Source organism: Pseudomonas entomophila (assembly GCF_029193575.1).
GTDB lineage: Bacteria > Pseudomonadota > Gammaproteobacteria > Pseudomonadales > Pseudomonadaceae > Aquipseudomonas > Aquipseudomonas entomophila_G.
In genome coordinates, this window is record NZ_JARGCS010000033.1 from 13,179 (window position 1) to 25,218 (window position 12,040).

The window sequence follows — 12,040 nt, forward strand, 5'->3', positions numbered from 1 at the left end:
CATGTACATCGTGCGCAATTTCTACAAGGGCCGCCCCGGCTACCGCTGCCTGCAGGAGTCGGTGCGGGCCCACTACCTCAAGTGCTACGGCGCCACGCCCGAACCCGAGCCGGACCTGTTCGTCTGCCTGACCGGCTCCAACGGCGGCGCCCCCGGCTACGCCTGCGCGGGCATCAGCTACGGCGACTCGGGCAAGCTGTTCAGCGAGTACTACCTGGGTGAGCGACTGGATGAGCGCTACGGCATCGACCGCGCGCGCATCGCCGAAGTCGGCGCGTTCGCCTCGTTCCAGAGCGGCAGTGGAGCGGGCAAGTACTTGCTCAACAACGTCATCAAGACCCTGGCCCTGCGCAACTTCGGGCTGGTGGTACTGACCGCCACCGAGCAGGTGCGCCAGTTGCTCGGGCCCATCGTCGACAACCTCGACGACCTGGGCGTGGCCGACCGCGGCCGGGTCAAGGACCCCAGTGTCAATTGGGGGACTTACTACGACCAGGCGCCGCGGGTGGTGGTCTCGCGCCTGTCGTCGCCCAGTGCCTGGCTGTTGCCCCCGGCGCTGTCGCTGAACCCGCATCCATTCGCCCGTCAGGCCTTGGCCTGACCCCATCACGCGCCGGGCACCGCTGTGCCCGGCCGCCGGAGGTAACCATGAACGCGACCAAGCGTTACGAGAATTTCATCGTCTTCCTCGCGCCGCTGATCAACAGCCTCGGTGGCATCGCCATCGACCTGTATGCGCCGAGCATCCCGTCCATCGGCCATGAACTGGGGGCTGGGCCCTCGCTGATGCAGAACACCATCACCATCACGCTGCTGTTCTATGCCATCGGCCAGCTGTTCTTCGGCGTCATGGCCGATGCCCGTGGCCGTCGCCCGGCGGTGCTGCTGGGGCTGCTGGTATTCCTCGCCGGCAGCGTGCTGGCCACCGTCGCCACCTCGATCGAGATGCTGCTGGCGGCTCGCGCCTTGCAAGGCTTCGCCATCGGCGCCTGCCAGGTGGTGGCGCGCGCGCTGCTGGTGGACATCGTCAAGGGCCCGCGCTTCTACGTGGCGATCATCTACCTGAGCCTGGCCTTCGGTCTCGGCCCGGTGGTGGCGCCCTACGTGGGCGGGGTGATCGAGGTGCACCTGGGCTGGCGCTACAACTTCGTGCTGTATGCGGTCTACGCGGTGGTCGTGCTGGCCTTCGTGCTGGCGGGGCTGAAGGAGTCGTTGGCGCCGACCGCCCGACGCAGCCCGCTGCAGACCCTGGCCGGCTATGGTTGCATCTTGGGTGATCGGCGATTCCGCGCCTCGGTGATCGTGTTGGGCTCGAGCTTCTCGGCGTTCCTGCTGTGGAACGTGTTCGGCCCGCACATCGTCCAGGAGCGCCTGGGGCACAGCGCCCAGTACTTCGGCACCACGGCGCTGGGGGTGGGCAGCTGCTACCTGGTGGGGACACTGGTCAACCGAATGCTGATCCGTTTCGTCGCCGCCGATGCGCTGATGTGGGGGGGGATCGTGCTGTTCCTGCTCGGGGTGCTCAGCATCGCCGTGGTGCCTGGCTTGAGCCTGGCGAACATCCTGGGTGGGATCATGCTGGTCGCCTTCGGCCAGGGGTTCATCTTCTCCAACGCCATGGCCCGTTCGATGTCGTTGTTCCCCGACCGCGCCGGGGTGGCGGCGAGCTTGCAGGGCTGCCTGATGCTGGTGTTCGGCTCGGTGGCCTCGGGGGTGGTGAGTGCGTTGCCGCTGAATTCGAACCTGGCGATTGCAGGGGTGTTCTTCGTGCTGTTGCTGGTGTCGCTGTCGGGGATGGTGACGGCCAGGGCAGGGCGGCGGGTGTCGGTAGCCTGAGCCAGATTTGCCCCGCGATGGCGCCCGGCTGGACAACCTCTGTGCCAGGCCTGGCACTATCGCGGGGCAAGCCCGTTCCTACAGGGGCATTGGTGACTCCAAGAGAAGCGGGCGAGCCTGTCGCGGGCTGTCCCGATAGCGTCGGGACAGCCCCTTACCCGGTAAGCCGAGCCCCCGGCGCCTGTGCCAGCAATCGCTCCAGCGCGCGTGGGTATTGCGCCTGCATAGCCACCACGTCGTGCGCCTCGCCATGGCACGCGCACATCGCCACGGCGATCCCGCAGCCATGGGCATGATCGACCAGGATGTCCCGCCACAACGCCGCCTCGTCGGTCAGCGCCGCCAGCAACGTGGTCAACCGTTCGGTGATGCGCTGGGGGGCACCAGCGAACGCTTGTGGCTCCCCGAACAGCGCCAGGGTGAGCTGCGGGTGGCAGGTTACCGCCTCGAAATAGCGCTCGAGCAACGCACGCACCTGCGCACGCGGTGCTTGCGCACAGGCTGGGGCCTCCAGCACCTGCGCGTAGACCTGCTCGGCCATCGCGCGCAGCAGGGCGGCGCGGTTCTCGACATGGTGGTAAAGGCTCATGGGCGTGACACCCAGGCGCGCGGCGAGGCTGCGCAAGGTCAGGCCGCGTTCGCCGCCAGCCTCCAGCAGGCTGAACGCCGCGGCGAGGATTTCCGCAAGCGTCAGGCCTTGCCCTTGGCTCGGCCGCCCGCGCGGCCGGCTCATCCGCGCACCCGGTAGGTCGACTGGACCATGCCGGAGGCCGGTAGTGCGCGGCTGGCCACCAGCTCCAGCGCGACATCCCGCGCCAGCGCACCGAACAGCGGTCGGCCCGCGCCGATCAACACCGGCACGGTGGTGATCACCAGATCGCTGACCAGCCCCTCGCGCAAGAACGACTGCACCAACTGCCCGCCATCCACGTAGACCCGGCGTACGCCTTGCTGTTCCAGCTCGCGCATCAACTGCGCGGGCGGGGTCTCGGCGAAGCGCACTTTGCCGTGCAGCCTCTCGGGCACCGCCGTGCCGGCTAGTTGGCGCGACAGCACCAGCACCGGTACATGGTAGGGCCAGGGGTCAAAGCCGACGACCTTGTCGAAGGTGCCACGGCCCATCACCAGCAGGTCGATATCGGCGATGAAGGTGTCGTAGCCGAAGTCCTCGCCTTCGGCGGGGCGCATCGGCAACCAGTCGAGGTGGCCGTCGGGGCGGGCGATGAAACCATCCAGGCTGGTGGCGATGAACACGTGTGCGGTGGTCATGGGGAAGCTCCATTAAATATACGTCGTATATTTAATGTCAGGCCAAGTGCCCATGCAAGCGAGGCTTGCCACTCAGGTTTTCGCCGACACTGAAAAGTGTTTTCACCCGCGGCCGACTGCCCGAGGGAGGAGGGGGCGGCTAACCTTGAGCTATTTGTGAATACGGAGCAGCAATGGCCCGACTCGATATCAACCGCTCCGGTGAACTGGAAGTGTTCGTGCGTGTGGTGCAGACCGGCAGTTTCTCCGCGGCGGCGCGGGACTTTCGCATGACCCCTTCGGCAGTGAGCAAGCTGGTGGCGCGCCTTGAAGCACGGCTGGGTTCGCGCCTGTTCAACCGTTCCACCCGCCAGCTCAGTCTTACCCAGGAGGGCCGCGCCTACTACGAGCGCGGCATGGGCGTGCTCGCCGACCTGGACGAGCTGGAGCGCAACGTCGCCTCGCAAGATGCCCCGCGTGGCCGGGTGCGGATCAACGCCAACCTGGCTTTCGGCTACCACTACCTGCTGCCGTTGGTGCCGCGGCTCACCGCGCACCTGCCGCAGGTCAAGCTCGACCTGGTGCTTACCGACGAGGTGATCGACGTGGTCGGCCAACGCACCGACATTGCCGTGCGCGCAGGTCCGATGAAGAGCTCCAACCTGGTCGCCCGCAAGCTTGGGCAGACGCGCATGGTGATCGTCGCCGCGCCGGACTATCTTCAACGCTACGGCACCCCGGACAGCCCTGCGGCATTGCAGTGTCACAACCTGCTCACCGCCAACTACGTGCGCGCGTTCAATGGCTGGCCGCTGCAGGACGGCGGCCAGGTGGTGAAGATCGCCACCAGCGGCAGCGTGCAGGCCAGCGATGGCGAGGCGCTGCGCTGCCTGGCGCTGAACGGCACGGGGCTGGCGCGGTTGGCGGCGTTCCGGGTGCGCGAGGACATCGCCCAGGGGCGTCTGGTGCCCGTGATGGAAGCGTTCAACCCTGGGGACCTGGAGGAGGTTCACGCGGTGTTCGTCGGCCAGGACGGCCATGTGCCGCTGCGGGTGCGCGCGGTGCTGGATTTTCTCGTCGAGCACGTGCACGTCGAATGAGCGTGGCCGTGCTTCGGGCATGGCCTTCGAGGTGCGCGCGGTGAGCCGTCAAACGATTGTAGTGGGTGTCGACCTGGGCACCTCCAGCACCCGCGCAGTGGCCCTGGATGCCCAGGGCACGCTGCGCGGTGCTGCATGCATGGGCGCCGTGCCAGTGGGGCGGCGAAGCAGACCGGACGGGGCGCGCGAGGGGTTTCTCGACAGGGCGCTGGCGGCGGCCCGCCAGGCCCTCGATGAAGCTCGCGCGAGCCCTGGACAGGTTGCGGGCATCGCGGTGTGCGGGCAGATGGCTGGGTTGTGCGCGGTGGATGCCCAGGGGCGGGCGATGGTGTCTGGCGACTCATGGCTGGACCTCGATTGTGCCGCGTACCTTGGGCCGCTGCGGGCTCATGAAGCGGATATCGTGCGGCGCTCGGGCAGCCAACTGATCGCCAGCCAAGGGGCGCGCTGGCTGCAGATTCGCGAGACGCAGCCGGCGCTGTACCGGCGTCTGTGCAAGCTGACCACACCCTCGGCGCTGGTGGCCGGGCGTCTGGCGGGGTTGGCTGGGGAGCAGGCGTTCATCGATACCACCCACCTGGGTTTCAACGCCTTCGCCGATGTGACGGCCGGCACCTGGAACCTTGCGCTGGTGCGGGCGTTGGGGTTGGAGGTGGGGCAGTTGCCGCGCATCGTCGAGCCCTGGGAGCACATCGGTGGGCTGACGGCCGAGTTCGCCGGGCTGCTGGGCTTGCGTCAGGGCACGCCGGTGTTCGCTGGCTGTGGTGACGTGGCTGCGACACTGCTGGGCAGCGGCGTGTTCGAGCGGGGGCAATTGGTGGATATCGCTGGCACCGGCTCGGTGTTTTGCGCGGTGCGCGGCGACTTTGCCGTCGACCAGCGCCAGCGCACGTTGCTGACGTTGCGCCATTGTCTGCCGGGGCTTTATTACAGTGCCGGCTATGTCGGTGGTGGTGGGTTGAACCGTGACTGGCTGGAGTCGCTGCGGGCCGAGGCATGGCCGCCCCATGACATCAGCGCGGCACTGCGCGAGCCGACGCCGGTGCCGCCGCTGCTGTTCCTGCCGCACATGGGCGGGCGTCACCTGCCGTTGGCGGCGGACCTGCGCGGCGCCTTCGTCGGGTTGACCTGGCAGCATGGGCTGGCTGACTTACAGCGGGCGATGGTCGAGGCCACCGCCTACGAGTACGCGGGGTTTCTCGATGCGATGCGCGACACGGGGCTGACGCCGCTGGAGGGTGGTGTGCTGGTGGTTGGAGGTGGGGCGTCGAGCGAAGTGTTCAACCAGATCAAGGCTGATGTGCTGGGGTTGCCGTACCGGCGGCATGGGGCGTTCGAGGCGGCCGCACTGGGGGCGGCATTGCTGGCGGGGCAAGGCGCGGGGGTGTTCGATGACTTGCCTGAGGTGGCGTGTCAGGTGGCCGGGACGGTGAGCGGGGTGAGTGTGCCGGATGCGCGGCGGCATGGACTGTATCGCCAGCGGTTGGTGGTGCAGCGGCAGATGGTGGCGGCGTTGCAGCCGGTGTTCGGTGAGATGGCGCAGTTGCCCTGGATGTAAGGTTTACATCACCTCCTGTAGGAGCGCTGAGGGATTTGCTTGCCAGGCTGCAGGCTCACCTCGATGGCCTGGCCATCACGCTGCTTGCCTTGGCGCGCCAACCCCTCCAACTGCGGGATCAGCATGCCCTCGGGCAGGTGTCGCCAGAACCGCCCAGGCATGTGCAGGCGCAAGGCATCTGAGTTAAGGCGCGCCGGGTTGAAGGTCGAGCGGTAGTAGGTGCGCCACAGTTCCGCGCCAGGGTCTTCAGCATGGCGCGCCCACTGGCGCCAGTCCTCAGGGCAATCGCGCCGATAGTCCAGGGTTTGGCCATCGTAGCGAATGCCCTCGCCGGGCGTGGCGATCAACCAGCGTTGACGACCCAGGCGATCGGCGAAATGTCCGCTGGCACTTTCAAGGATGTCATGCGCCGGTTCGTGGAAGGCCACCAGGTCCAGTTGCAGGCGTTCGGCCAGCGCTTCAGGCAACGGCACGAAGCGCGCGAAGGCGTGCAGGTGGTGGGCTTCACGGCCCACCTGGCGAATGCGCCGTTGCAGCTCACTGCCCAGCCGGTCACCCGCGAGCATGGCGGTGCGGTCGCCATGGGCGACGCGCCAGAGCACTTCGTAAAGCAAGTTCCAGCGCTGCTCGCCGCGGTAGCGCGCGGCTTGTTCGAGCTGCGCGAGCAGCACCGCCGGCACGCGTGCGCGGAACGGCCCAGGGCCTTCGGGCAGCGGTGCGGGCTGCGCCAGCAAATCGTCCATCGGGCCGTGACCCCAGGTCACCTCGGCCGGGTCGATACCGTGGCCAAGCAGCACCCGCGCCTGGTCGCGCCAGGTGGCGAAAAGGTCGTCGCAGTCGAGCGCGATCATCCCCACAGGCCCATCTGCTGCGGGGCCTGGGGTTCGCGCAGGCGTTCGCGCAACAACCCGCTGCGCAACTCGGCCTGGGCCGGGCGGTAGTCGCTGGTGACGATGAACGGGCGGGCTTTTTCCAGCACGCAGCGCAGTTGGATCAGGTCGTCGTAGCGCACCCGCCGCTCCCGGCGCAGTTCCACCAGGCGCTGCACGCTGCGCAGGCCGATGCCTGGGATGCGCGCCAGCAGTGCCGGCTCGGCACGGTTGACGTCCAGCGGGAACACCTCGCGGTTGCTCAATGCCCAGGCCAGCTTCGGGTCGATGTCCAACGCCAGGTTGCCAGCCTGGCCCAGCAGTTCACCCGCCTTGTAGCCGTAGCCACGCATGAGGAAGTCGGCCTGGTACAGGCGGTGCTCGCGCAGCAGCGGCGGGGCGGCCAGGGGCACGCTGCCGGGGCTGTCGGGGATGGGGCTGAAGGCGGAGTAGTAGACGCGCTTGAGGCCATAGCCTTGATACAGCGATTCGGCGTTGCGCAGCAGCGTGCGGTCGTCGGTGGCGTCGGCGCCCACGATCACCTGGGTGCTCTGCCCGGCAGGCGTGAAGCGTGGCGCGCGGGGTTCGCCGGCCACCGCCTGCTGGCCGTTGTGGATGATGCCCATGGCCTGGCGGATGGTGTGGGCTTGTTTTTCCGGGGCCAGGCGCTTGAGGCTGGCATCGGTAGGCAGCTCGACGTTGACGCTCAAGCGGTCGGCCAGGCGCCCGGCTTCCTCGATCAGCAGCGGGTCGGCATCGGGAATGGTCTTGAGGTGGATGTAACCCCGAAAGCCGTGCTCCTCGCGCAGCAGCCGTGCGACGCGGATCAATTGCTCCATGGTGTAGTCGGCCGAACGGATGATCCCCGAACTCAGGAACAACCCACTGATGCAGTTGCGGCGGTAGAAGTCCAAGGTCAGGCGCACCACCTCCTCGGGGCTGAAGCGTGCCCGGGGCACGTTGCTGGAGCGGCGGTTGACGCAGTACTGGCAGTCGTACAGGCAGAAGTTGGTGAGCAGCACCTTGAGCAGCGACACGCAGCGCCCGTCGGGGGTGAAGCTGTGGCAGATACCCATGCCGTCGGTGGCGCCAAGCCCGTCGCGGCCGCGCGAGCTGCGCTTGGGCGCGCCGCTGCTGGCGCACGAGGCATCGTATTTGGCAGCGTCGGCGAGGATGCCGAGTTTGGCGATGAGTTGCATGAGGGCGTGTCTCAGGGTGCTGGTTATCTATACAGTATTTCGAGTTGCGGCGTCTGGCAAGAGGTAACCGTTGGCGCGACGGGCGTCATCGCGGGGGCGACGTCCAGCGGCGGGTTTTCCGGCTATAAACGCCCGGCGACTGGAGGTATCGACAAAGTTGCGCTAACTACTCTAGGGGGTCGGCTTCGCCAGGAGCCCACGCAAGGATCATATCGAGGCGCGTTCGGCCTCGTTGGAGAGCACATGAACATCACGATCACACTGAAACCGGCCTTGCTCGGCCTGGCGCTGGTCTTCGGCCTGGCCAGCGCGCAGGCGGCCGAGACCAAGCGGGTGGACGTTCTGCTGGTGGGCGGCGGCATCATGAGTTCGACCCTGGCCGTCTGGCTCAATGAGCTGGAGCCGGGCTGGTCGATGGAAATGGTCGAGCGCCTGGACAAGGTCGCCGAGGAAAGCTCCAACGGTTGGAACAACGCCGGCACCGGCCACTCCGCCCTGGCGGAGCTGAACTACACGCCGGAAAAGGACGGCAAGATCGACATCAGCAAGGCCGTTGAAATCAATGAGGCGTTCCAGGTCACCCGGCAGTTTCTCGCCTGGCAGGTCAAGCAGGGTGTGCTGAAGAACCCGCGTTCGTTCATCAACAGCACCCCGCACATGAGTTTCGTGTGGGGCGATGACAACATCCGCTTCCTGAGGAAGCGCTATGAGGCGCTGCAGGCAAGCCCCTTGTTCCGCCCGATGCAGTACTCCGAAGACCCACAGCAGATCGCCAAGTGGGTGCCGCTGATGATGGAAGGGCGCGACCCGAACCAGAGGCTTGCGGTGACCTGGACGCCGATCGGCACCGACGTCAACTTCGGTGAGCTCACCCGCCAGTATGTCGCCTACCTGCAAACGCGGCCGAACTTCGACCTGAAGCTCTCCAGCGAAGTGCAGGACATCACCCGCAACGACGACGGTACCTGGCGTGTCGCGTTCAAGAACCTCAAGGACGGCACCCGCACGACCACCGACACCCGGTTCCTGTTCATCGGCGCCGGTGGCGCGGCGCTGACCTTGCTGCAGAAGTCCGGTATCCCCGAGGCCAAGGAGTACGCGGGCTTCCCGGTGGGTGGCTCGTTCCTGGTGACGGAAAACCCGGCCATCGCCGACCGCCACATGGCCAAGGCCTACGGCATCGCCTCGACCGGCGCGCCGCCCATGTCGGTGCCGCACCTGGACACCCGAGTGCTCGATGGCAAACGGGTGATCCTGTTCGGCCCGTTCGCCACCTTTTCGACCAAATTCCTCAAGGAGGGCTCGCTGCTCGACCTGTTCGGCAGCATGACCCTGCACAACACCTGGCCGATGGTGCGCGTGGGGGTGCGTGAGTTCGACCTGGTGCAGTACCTGATCGGCCAGGTGATGCAGTCCGACGATGACCGCTTCGCCGCCTTGCAGACCTATTTCCCCAACGCCAAGCAGGAAGACTGGCGCCTGTGGCAGGCCGGCCAGCGGGTGCAGATCATCAAGAAGGACGAGAACCTGGGTGGCGTGCTCAAGCTCGGCACCGAGGTGGTGACCTCGGCCGATGGCAGCATCGCTGGGTTGCTGGGCGCCTCACCGGGTGCCTCGACCGCACCGCCGATCATGCTTGACCTGCTGCACAAGGTGTTCAAGGACAAGGTCGCCTCGGCACCCTGGCAGCAGAAGCTGCAGCAGATCATTCCCAGCTATGGCACGCGGCTGAACGAGCACCCGGACAAGGTCGAGCAGGAGTGGGCCTATACCAACGAGGTGTTGCAATTGGCGCCGTTGAGCGCGCCAGGCGGGTGATTCGCGGGTTTCAATGCCGGCCCATCGCGCGGTGGTGCTACAGCCCCGCCGCCACTTCCCACAGCTGCTGCCTGAACCAGCGGCGCAGCGGATCGGCATGGGTACGCTCATGCCAGATCTGCATCACCTCCACGCGCGGCAGCTCCAGCGGCAGCGCGTGCACGCACAGGTCCTGATCGCGCAGCGCCGCTTCTTCGGCCACTGAGCGCAGGCACGTCAGCAGCAGGTCGGTACCACGCACCAGCCGGGTCGGCGCCAGGAAGCTCGACAACCCCGCAGTGACTCGTCGGCTGTGCCCCTGGGCGCGCAACGCGCGGTCGACCAAGCCGTCGAGGTCCCCGGTAAGCGTGGTCAGCAAGTGCTCGCAAGCCAGGAAGCGCGACAAGTCCAGGCCATCGGCCAGGTAGGGGTTGCTGCGCGAGGCCAGCACCACGAAATCCTCGCTGAGCAGGCGCTGCTGGTGGAAGGTGTCGGGCAGGTCGGTGAAGAAACCGGCGATGGCCAGGTCGCAGGTGCCTTTCTCCAGCGCCTCACGGGGCAGTTGGCCACGGGTATTGTGGGTGATCAGCGTCAGGTTCGGCGCCTGGCGGCGCAGAATCGGCAGCAACCCCGGCAGCAGGGTCTGCTCCATGTAGTCGGTGCTGTACAGGTGCAGGCGGGCAGGGCGGTTGAGGAAGTCCTGGCCGTCGCAGCGCTCGAAGAAGCTCTCCAGTTCCTCCACCAAGCGCTGCACCTCGGGCGCCAGCTCATGGGCCCGCGGCGTGGGCGTGAGGCCGCGCGGGGCACGCACGAACAGCGGGTCGCCGAACTGGTGGCGCAGTTTGTTCAACTTGTGGCTCAGCGCCGGCTGGCTGAGGGCCATGCGCTCGGCGGCCAGGGTGGCGTTGCGCTCCTGGTAGAGCACGTGGAAGACCAGCAGCAGGTTGATGTCCTTGTTAGCGATATTCATTTTTTCGATCGCAGAAATAAGACCTTTCGAATTATCGAATCCTAGCGCAATGGCTAGGATGGGCCCACTTCAAATCGCAGTACCACCGGAGGCCCGCAATGCCCATCAGCATCTTCGCCACCATCAGCCCCAGGCCCGAGCACCGCGATGCGGTGGAACAGGCGCTGCGCGAGATGGTGCGTCACTCTCGCGCCGAGCCCGGCAACCTGCGTTACGACCTGTTTCTGCGCGAAGGCGACGTACTGGCATTCGACCTGTTCGAACTCTATGTGGACGCCGGCGCAGTCGAGGCCCATCGCCAGAGCGCGCACTACCAGGCCTACCGTGCCGCCACCGCCGAATGGCTGGCTGCACCGACCCAGGTTCACCTGGCCCGCCCGCTGGATATCGCCCCTTTCAACTGATACGGAGTTCCCCCATGAACAAGACCACCCCTGTGGCGCTGGCCCTGGCCGGCGCCCTGCTGAGCACCGGCGCCATCGCCGCGCCGAAGGGCGAAGTGCTGGTGCTGCTGTCCAGCGAGAACCAGTTGCCGCTGCAGGCCGGCAAGCAGTACGCCACCGGCTACTACCTCAACGAGTTCGGCGTACCGGCCGACCAGTTGCTCAAGGCCGGCTACAAGTTGGTGCTTGTGACGCCCAAAGGCAACGCGCCGACCGTTGACCAGCGCTCGGTCGACCCGCAGTACTTCGGCGGCGACGCAGATGAGATGCAGCGCATCCAGAAGGTGGTGCAGGGCCTGCCGGATATCCACGACACCTTGTCGGTCAAGGAAGTGCTCGCCGGTGACCTGGACCGCTATGCCGGCCTGTTCATCCCCGGTGGCCATGCGCCGCTGATCGACCTGGCCAACAACCCCGACGTCGGCGCGCTGCTGCGCCATTTCAACCAGGCCGACAAGCCCACCGCCGCCATCTGCCACGGCCCGATCGCCTTGCTCTCGGCGCAGAAGGACCCAGCCGCCTACCAGGCCGCGCTGGCCCGCGGCGAAACGCCGGCGGCCAGTGACTGGGTATACCAGGGCTATCGCATGACCATCTTCTCCGACCCTGAGGAGCAGGTGTTCGAAGGTTCGCTGAAGGATGAGCGCCTGCTGTTCTACCCGGCCAAGGCCATGGCCGGTGCGGGTGGCGCGATGAGCTACGCCAAAGCCTGGACGCCGAACGTCGTGGTCGACCGCGAGTTGATCACCGGGCAGAACCCGTTCTCCGACAAGGCGTTGGCCAAGGTGCTGGTGGAGCGATTGGACAGCCAAGGGAAGCAGGCTCAGTGATCGCCTGAGGTGACGCCCTCGCAGGGCACCACCCTTCATCGGCCATCCCCACCACAACTTACCGGGAACTAGACTTAAACCCTGGGCCAGCGCTCGAACCCAAGGGACGCTGGCCCCATCATCCATCCGACCACCGCCCCCTGGACCGGACTTCCCCTCGACGGTGGCCTCTCGCAGAGGAGGGCAGGTC

General features: G+C 66.8%; 12 protein-coding genes. 7 read left to right on the top strand and 5 right to left on the bottom strand.

From position 1 onward, the window contains the following. Position 1 precedes the first annotated feature (1 nt). Entirely contained in the window at positions 2 to 601 is a 600-nt protein-coding gene (locus P0Y43_RS15250) for a thermostable hemolysin (protein WP_275638093.1), read from the top strand. A 47-nt stretch (positions 602 to 648) separates the two neighbouring features. Then, on the top strand, positions 649 to 1,836 hold the full coding sequence (locus tag P0Y43_RS15255; RefSeq protein ID WP_275638094.1) for a multidrug effflux MFS transporter: 1,188 nt from the start codon (positions 649 to 651) through the stop codon (positions 1,834 to 1,836). A gap of 154 nt (positions 1,837 to 1,990) precedes the next feature. Here the strand turns inward: P0Y43_RS15255 and P0Y43_RS15260 are convergent, their stop codons facing one another. Beyond that, positions 1,991 to 2,569: a TetR/AcrR family transcriptional regulator gene (locus tag P0Y43_RS15260; protein ID WP_275638095.1), complete on the bottom strand. Its 579-nt coding sequence runs from the start codon at positions 2,567 to 2,569 to the stop codon at positions 1,991 to 1,993. Next, the gene (locus P0Y43_RS15265) at positions 2,566 to 3,105 is read right to left on the bottom strand and encodes a dihydrofolate reductase family protein (protein WP_275638096.1); all 540 of its coding nucleotides are present in this window, start codon (positions 3,103 to 3,105) and stop codon (positions 2,566 to 2,568) included. The genes P0Y43_RS15260 and P0Y43_RS15265 overlap by 4 nt, the downstream gene beginning before the upstream one ends. Before the next feature lie 173 nt (positions 3,106 to 3,278). On the opposite strand from P0Y43_RS15265, the gene P0Y43_RS15270 reads away from it, so the two are divergent. Both P0Y43_RS15270 and P0Y43_RS15275 read left to right on the top strand, forming a co-directional pair. Then, on the top strand, positions 3,279 to 4,184 hold the full coding sequence (locus tag P0Y43_RS15270; RefSeq protein ID WP_275638097.1) for a LysR family transcriptional regulator: 906 nt from the start codon (positions 3,279 to 3,281) through the stop codon (positions 4,182 to 4,184). Positions 4,185 to 4,224: 40 nt separating this feature from the next. After that, positions 4,225 to 5,742 (top strand): xylulokinase, encoded by a 1,518-nt coding sequence (locus P0Y43_RS15275; RefSeq protein ID WP_275638098.1) that lies wholly within the window; start codon positions 4,225 to 4,227, stop codon positions 5,740 to 5,742. A gap of 8 nt (positions 5,743 to 5,750) precedes the next feature. Here P0Y43_RS15275 and P0Y43_RS15280 read toward each other — a convergent pair whose 3' ends face one another. Beyond that, positions 5,751 to 6,599, bottom strand: coding sequence for a TIGR03915 family putative DNA repair protein (locus P0Y43_RS15280; RefSeq protein ID WP_275638099.1), 849 nt, complete (start codon positions 6,597 to 6,599; stop codon positions 5,751 to 5,753). Then, positions 6,590 to 7,810: a putative DNA modification/repair radical SAM protein gene (locus tag P0Y43_RS15285; RefSeq protein WP_275638100.1), complete on the bottom strand. Its 1,221-nt coding sequence runs from the start codon at positions 7,808 to 7,810 to the stop codon at positions 6,590 to 6,592. Before P0Y43_RS15285 ends, P0Y43_RS15280 begins: the two co-directional genes overlap by 10 nt. Before the next feature lie 243 nt (positions 7,811 to 8,053). Between P0Y43_RS15285 and mqo the strand changes: the two genes are divergently transcribed. Continuing rightward, complete coding sequence (gene mqo, locus P0Y43_RS15290; protein WP_275638101.1) at positions 8,054 to 9,628, top strand: malate dehydrogenase (quinone); 1,575 nt, start codon at positions 8,054 to 8,056, stop codon at positions 9,626 to 9,628. 37 nt (positions 9,629 to 9,665) lie between these two features. Here mqo and P0Y43_RS15295 read toward each other — a convergent pair whose 3' ends face one another. Next, the gene (locus tag P0Y43_RS15295) at positions 9,666 to 10,577 is read right to left on the bottom strand and encodes a LysR family transcriptional regulator (RefSeq protein WP_275638102.1); all 912 of its coding nucleotides are present in this window, start codon (positions 10,575 to 10,577) and stop codon (positions 9,666 to 9,668) included. 98 nt (positions 10,578 to 10,675) lie between these two features. On the opposite strand from P0Y43_RS15295, the gene P0Y43_RS15300 reads away from it, so the two are divergent. Beyond that, complete coding sequence (locus P0Y43_RS15300; protein ID WP_275638103.1) at positions 10,676 to 10,981, top strand: putative quinol monooxygenase; 306 nt, start codon at positions 10,676 to 10,678, stop codon at positions 10,979 to 10,981. A 14-nt stretch (positions 10,982 to 10,995) separates the two neighbouring features. Next, positions 10,996 to 11,850, top strand: coding sequence for a type 1 glutamine amidotransferase domain-containing protein (locus tag P0Y43_RS15305; RefSeq protein WP_275638104.1), 855 nt, complete (start codon positions 10,996 to 10,998; stop codon positions 11,848 to 11,850). The last annotated feature ends 190 nt before the right edge of the window (positions 11,851 to 12,040 follow it).

What these genes read in the sequence shown, in the direction of transcription:
- P0Y43_RS15250 (WP_275638093.1), top strand. Translation starts at nt 2, where the DNA reads ATGTACATCGTGCGCAATTTCTACAAGGGCCGCCCCGGCTACCGCTGC.
- P0Y43_RS15255 (WP_275638094.1), top strand. Translation starts at nt 649, where the DNA reads ATGAACGCGACCAAGCGTTACGAGAATTTCATCGTCTTCCTCGCGCCG.
- P0Y43_RS15260 (WP_275638095.1), bottom strand. Translation starts at nt 2,569, where the DNA reads ATGAGCCGGCCGCGCGGGCGGCCGAGCCAAGGGCAAGGCCTGACGCTT.
- P0Y43_RS15265 (WP_275638096.1), bottom strand. Translation starts at nt 3,105, where the DNA reads ATGACCACCGCACACGTGTTCATCGCCACCAGCCTGGATGGTTTCATC.
- P0Y43_RS15270 (WP_275638097.1), top strand. Translation starts at nt 3,279, where the DNA reads ATGGCCCGACTCGATATCAACCGCTCCGGTGAACTGGAAGTGTTCGTG.
- P0Y43_RS15285 (WP_275638100.1), bottom strand. Translation starts at nt 7,810, where the DNA reads ATGCAACTCATCGCCAAACTCGGCATCCTCGCCGACGCTGCCAAATAC.
- mqo (WP_275638101.1), top strand. Translation starts at nt 8,054, where the DNA reads ATGAACATCACGATCACACTGAAACCGGCCTTGCTCGGCCTGGCGCTG.
- P0Y43_RS15295 (WP_275638102.1), bottom strand. Translation starts at nt 10,577, where the DNA reads ATGAATATCGCTAACAAGGACATCAACCTGCTGCTGGTCTTCCACGTG.
- P0Y43_RS15300 (WP_275638103.1), top strand. Translation starts at nt 10,676, where the DNA reads ATGCCCATCAGCATCTTCGCCACCATCAGCCCCAGGCCCGAGCACCGC.
- P0Y43_RS15305 (WP_275638104.1), top strand. Translation starts at nt 10,996, where the DNA reads ATGAACAAGACCACCCCTGTGGCGCTGGCCCTGGCCGGCGCCCTGCTG.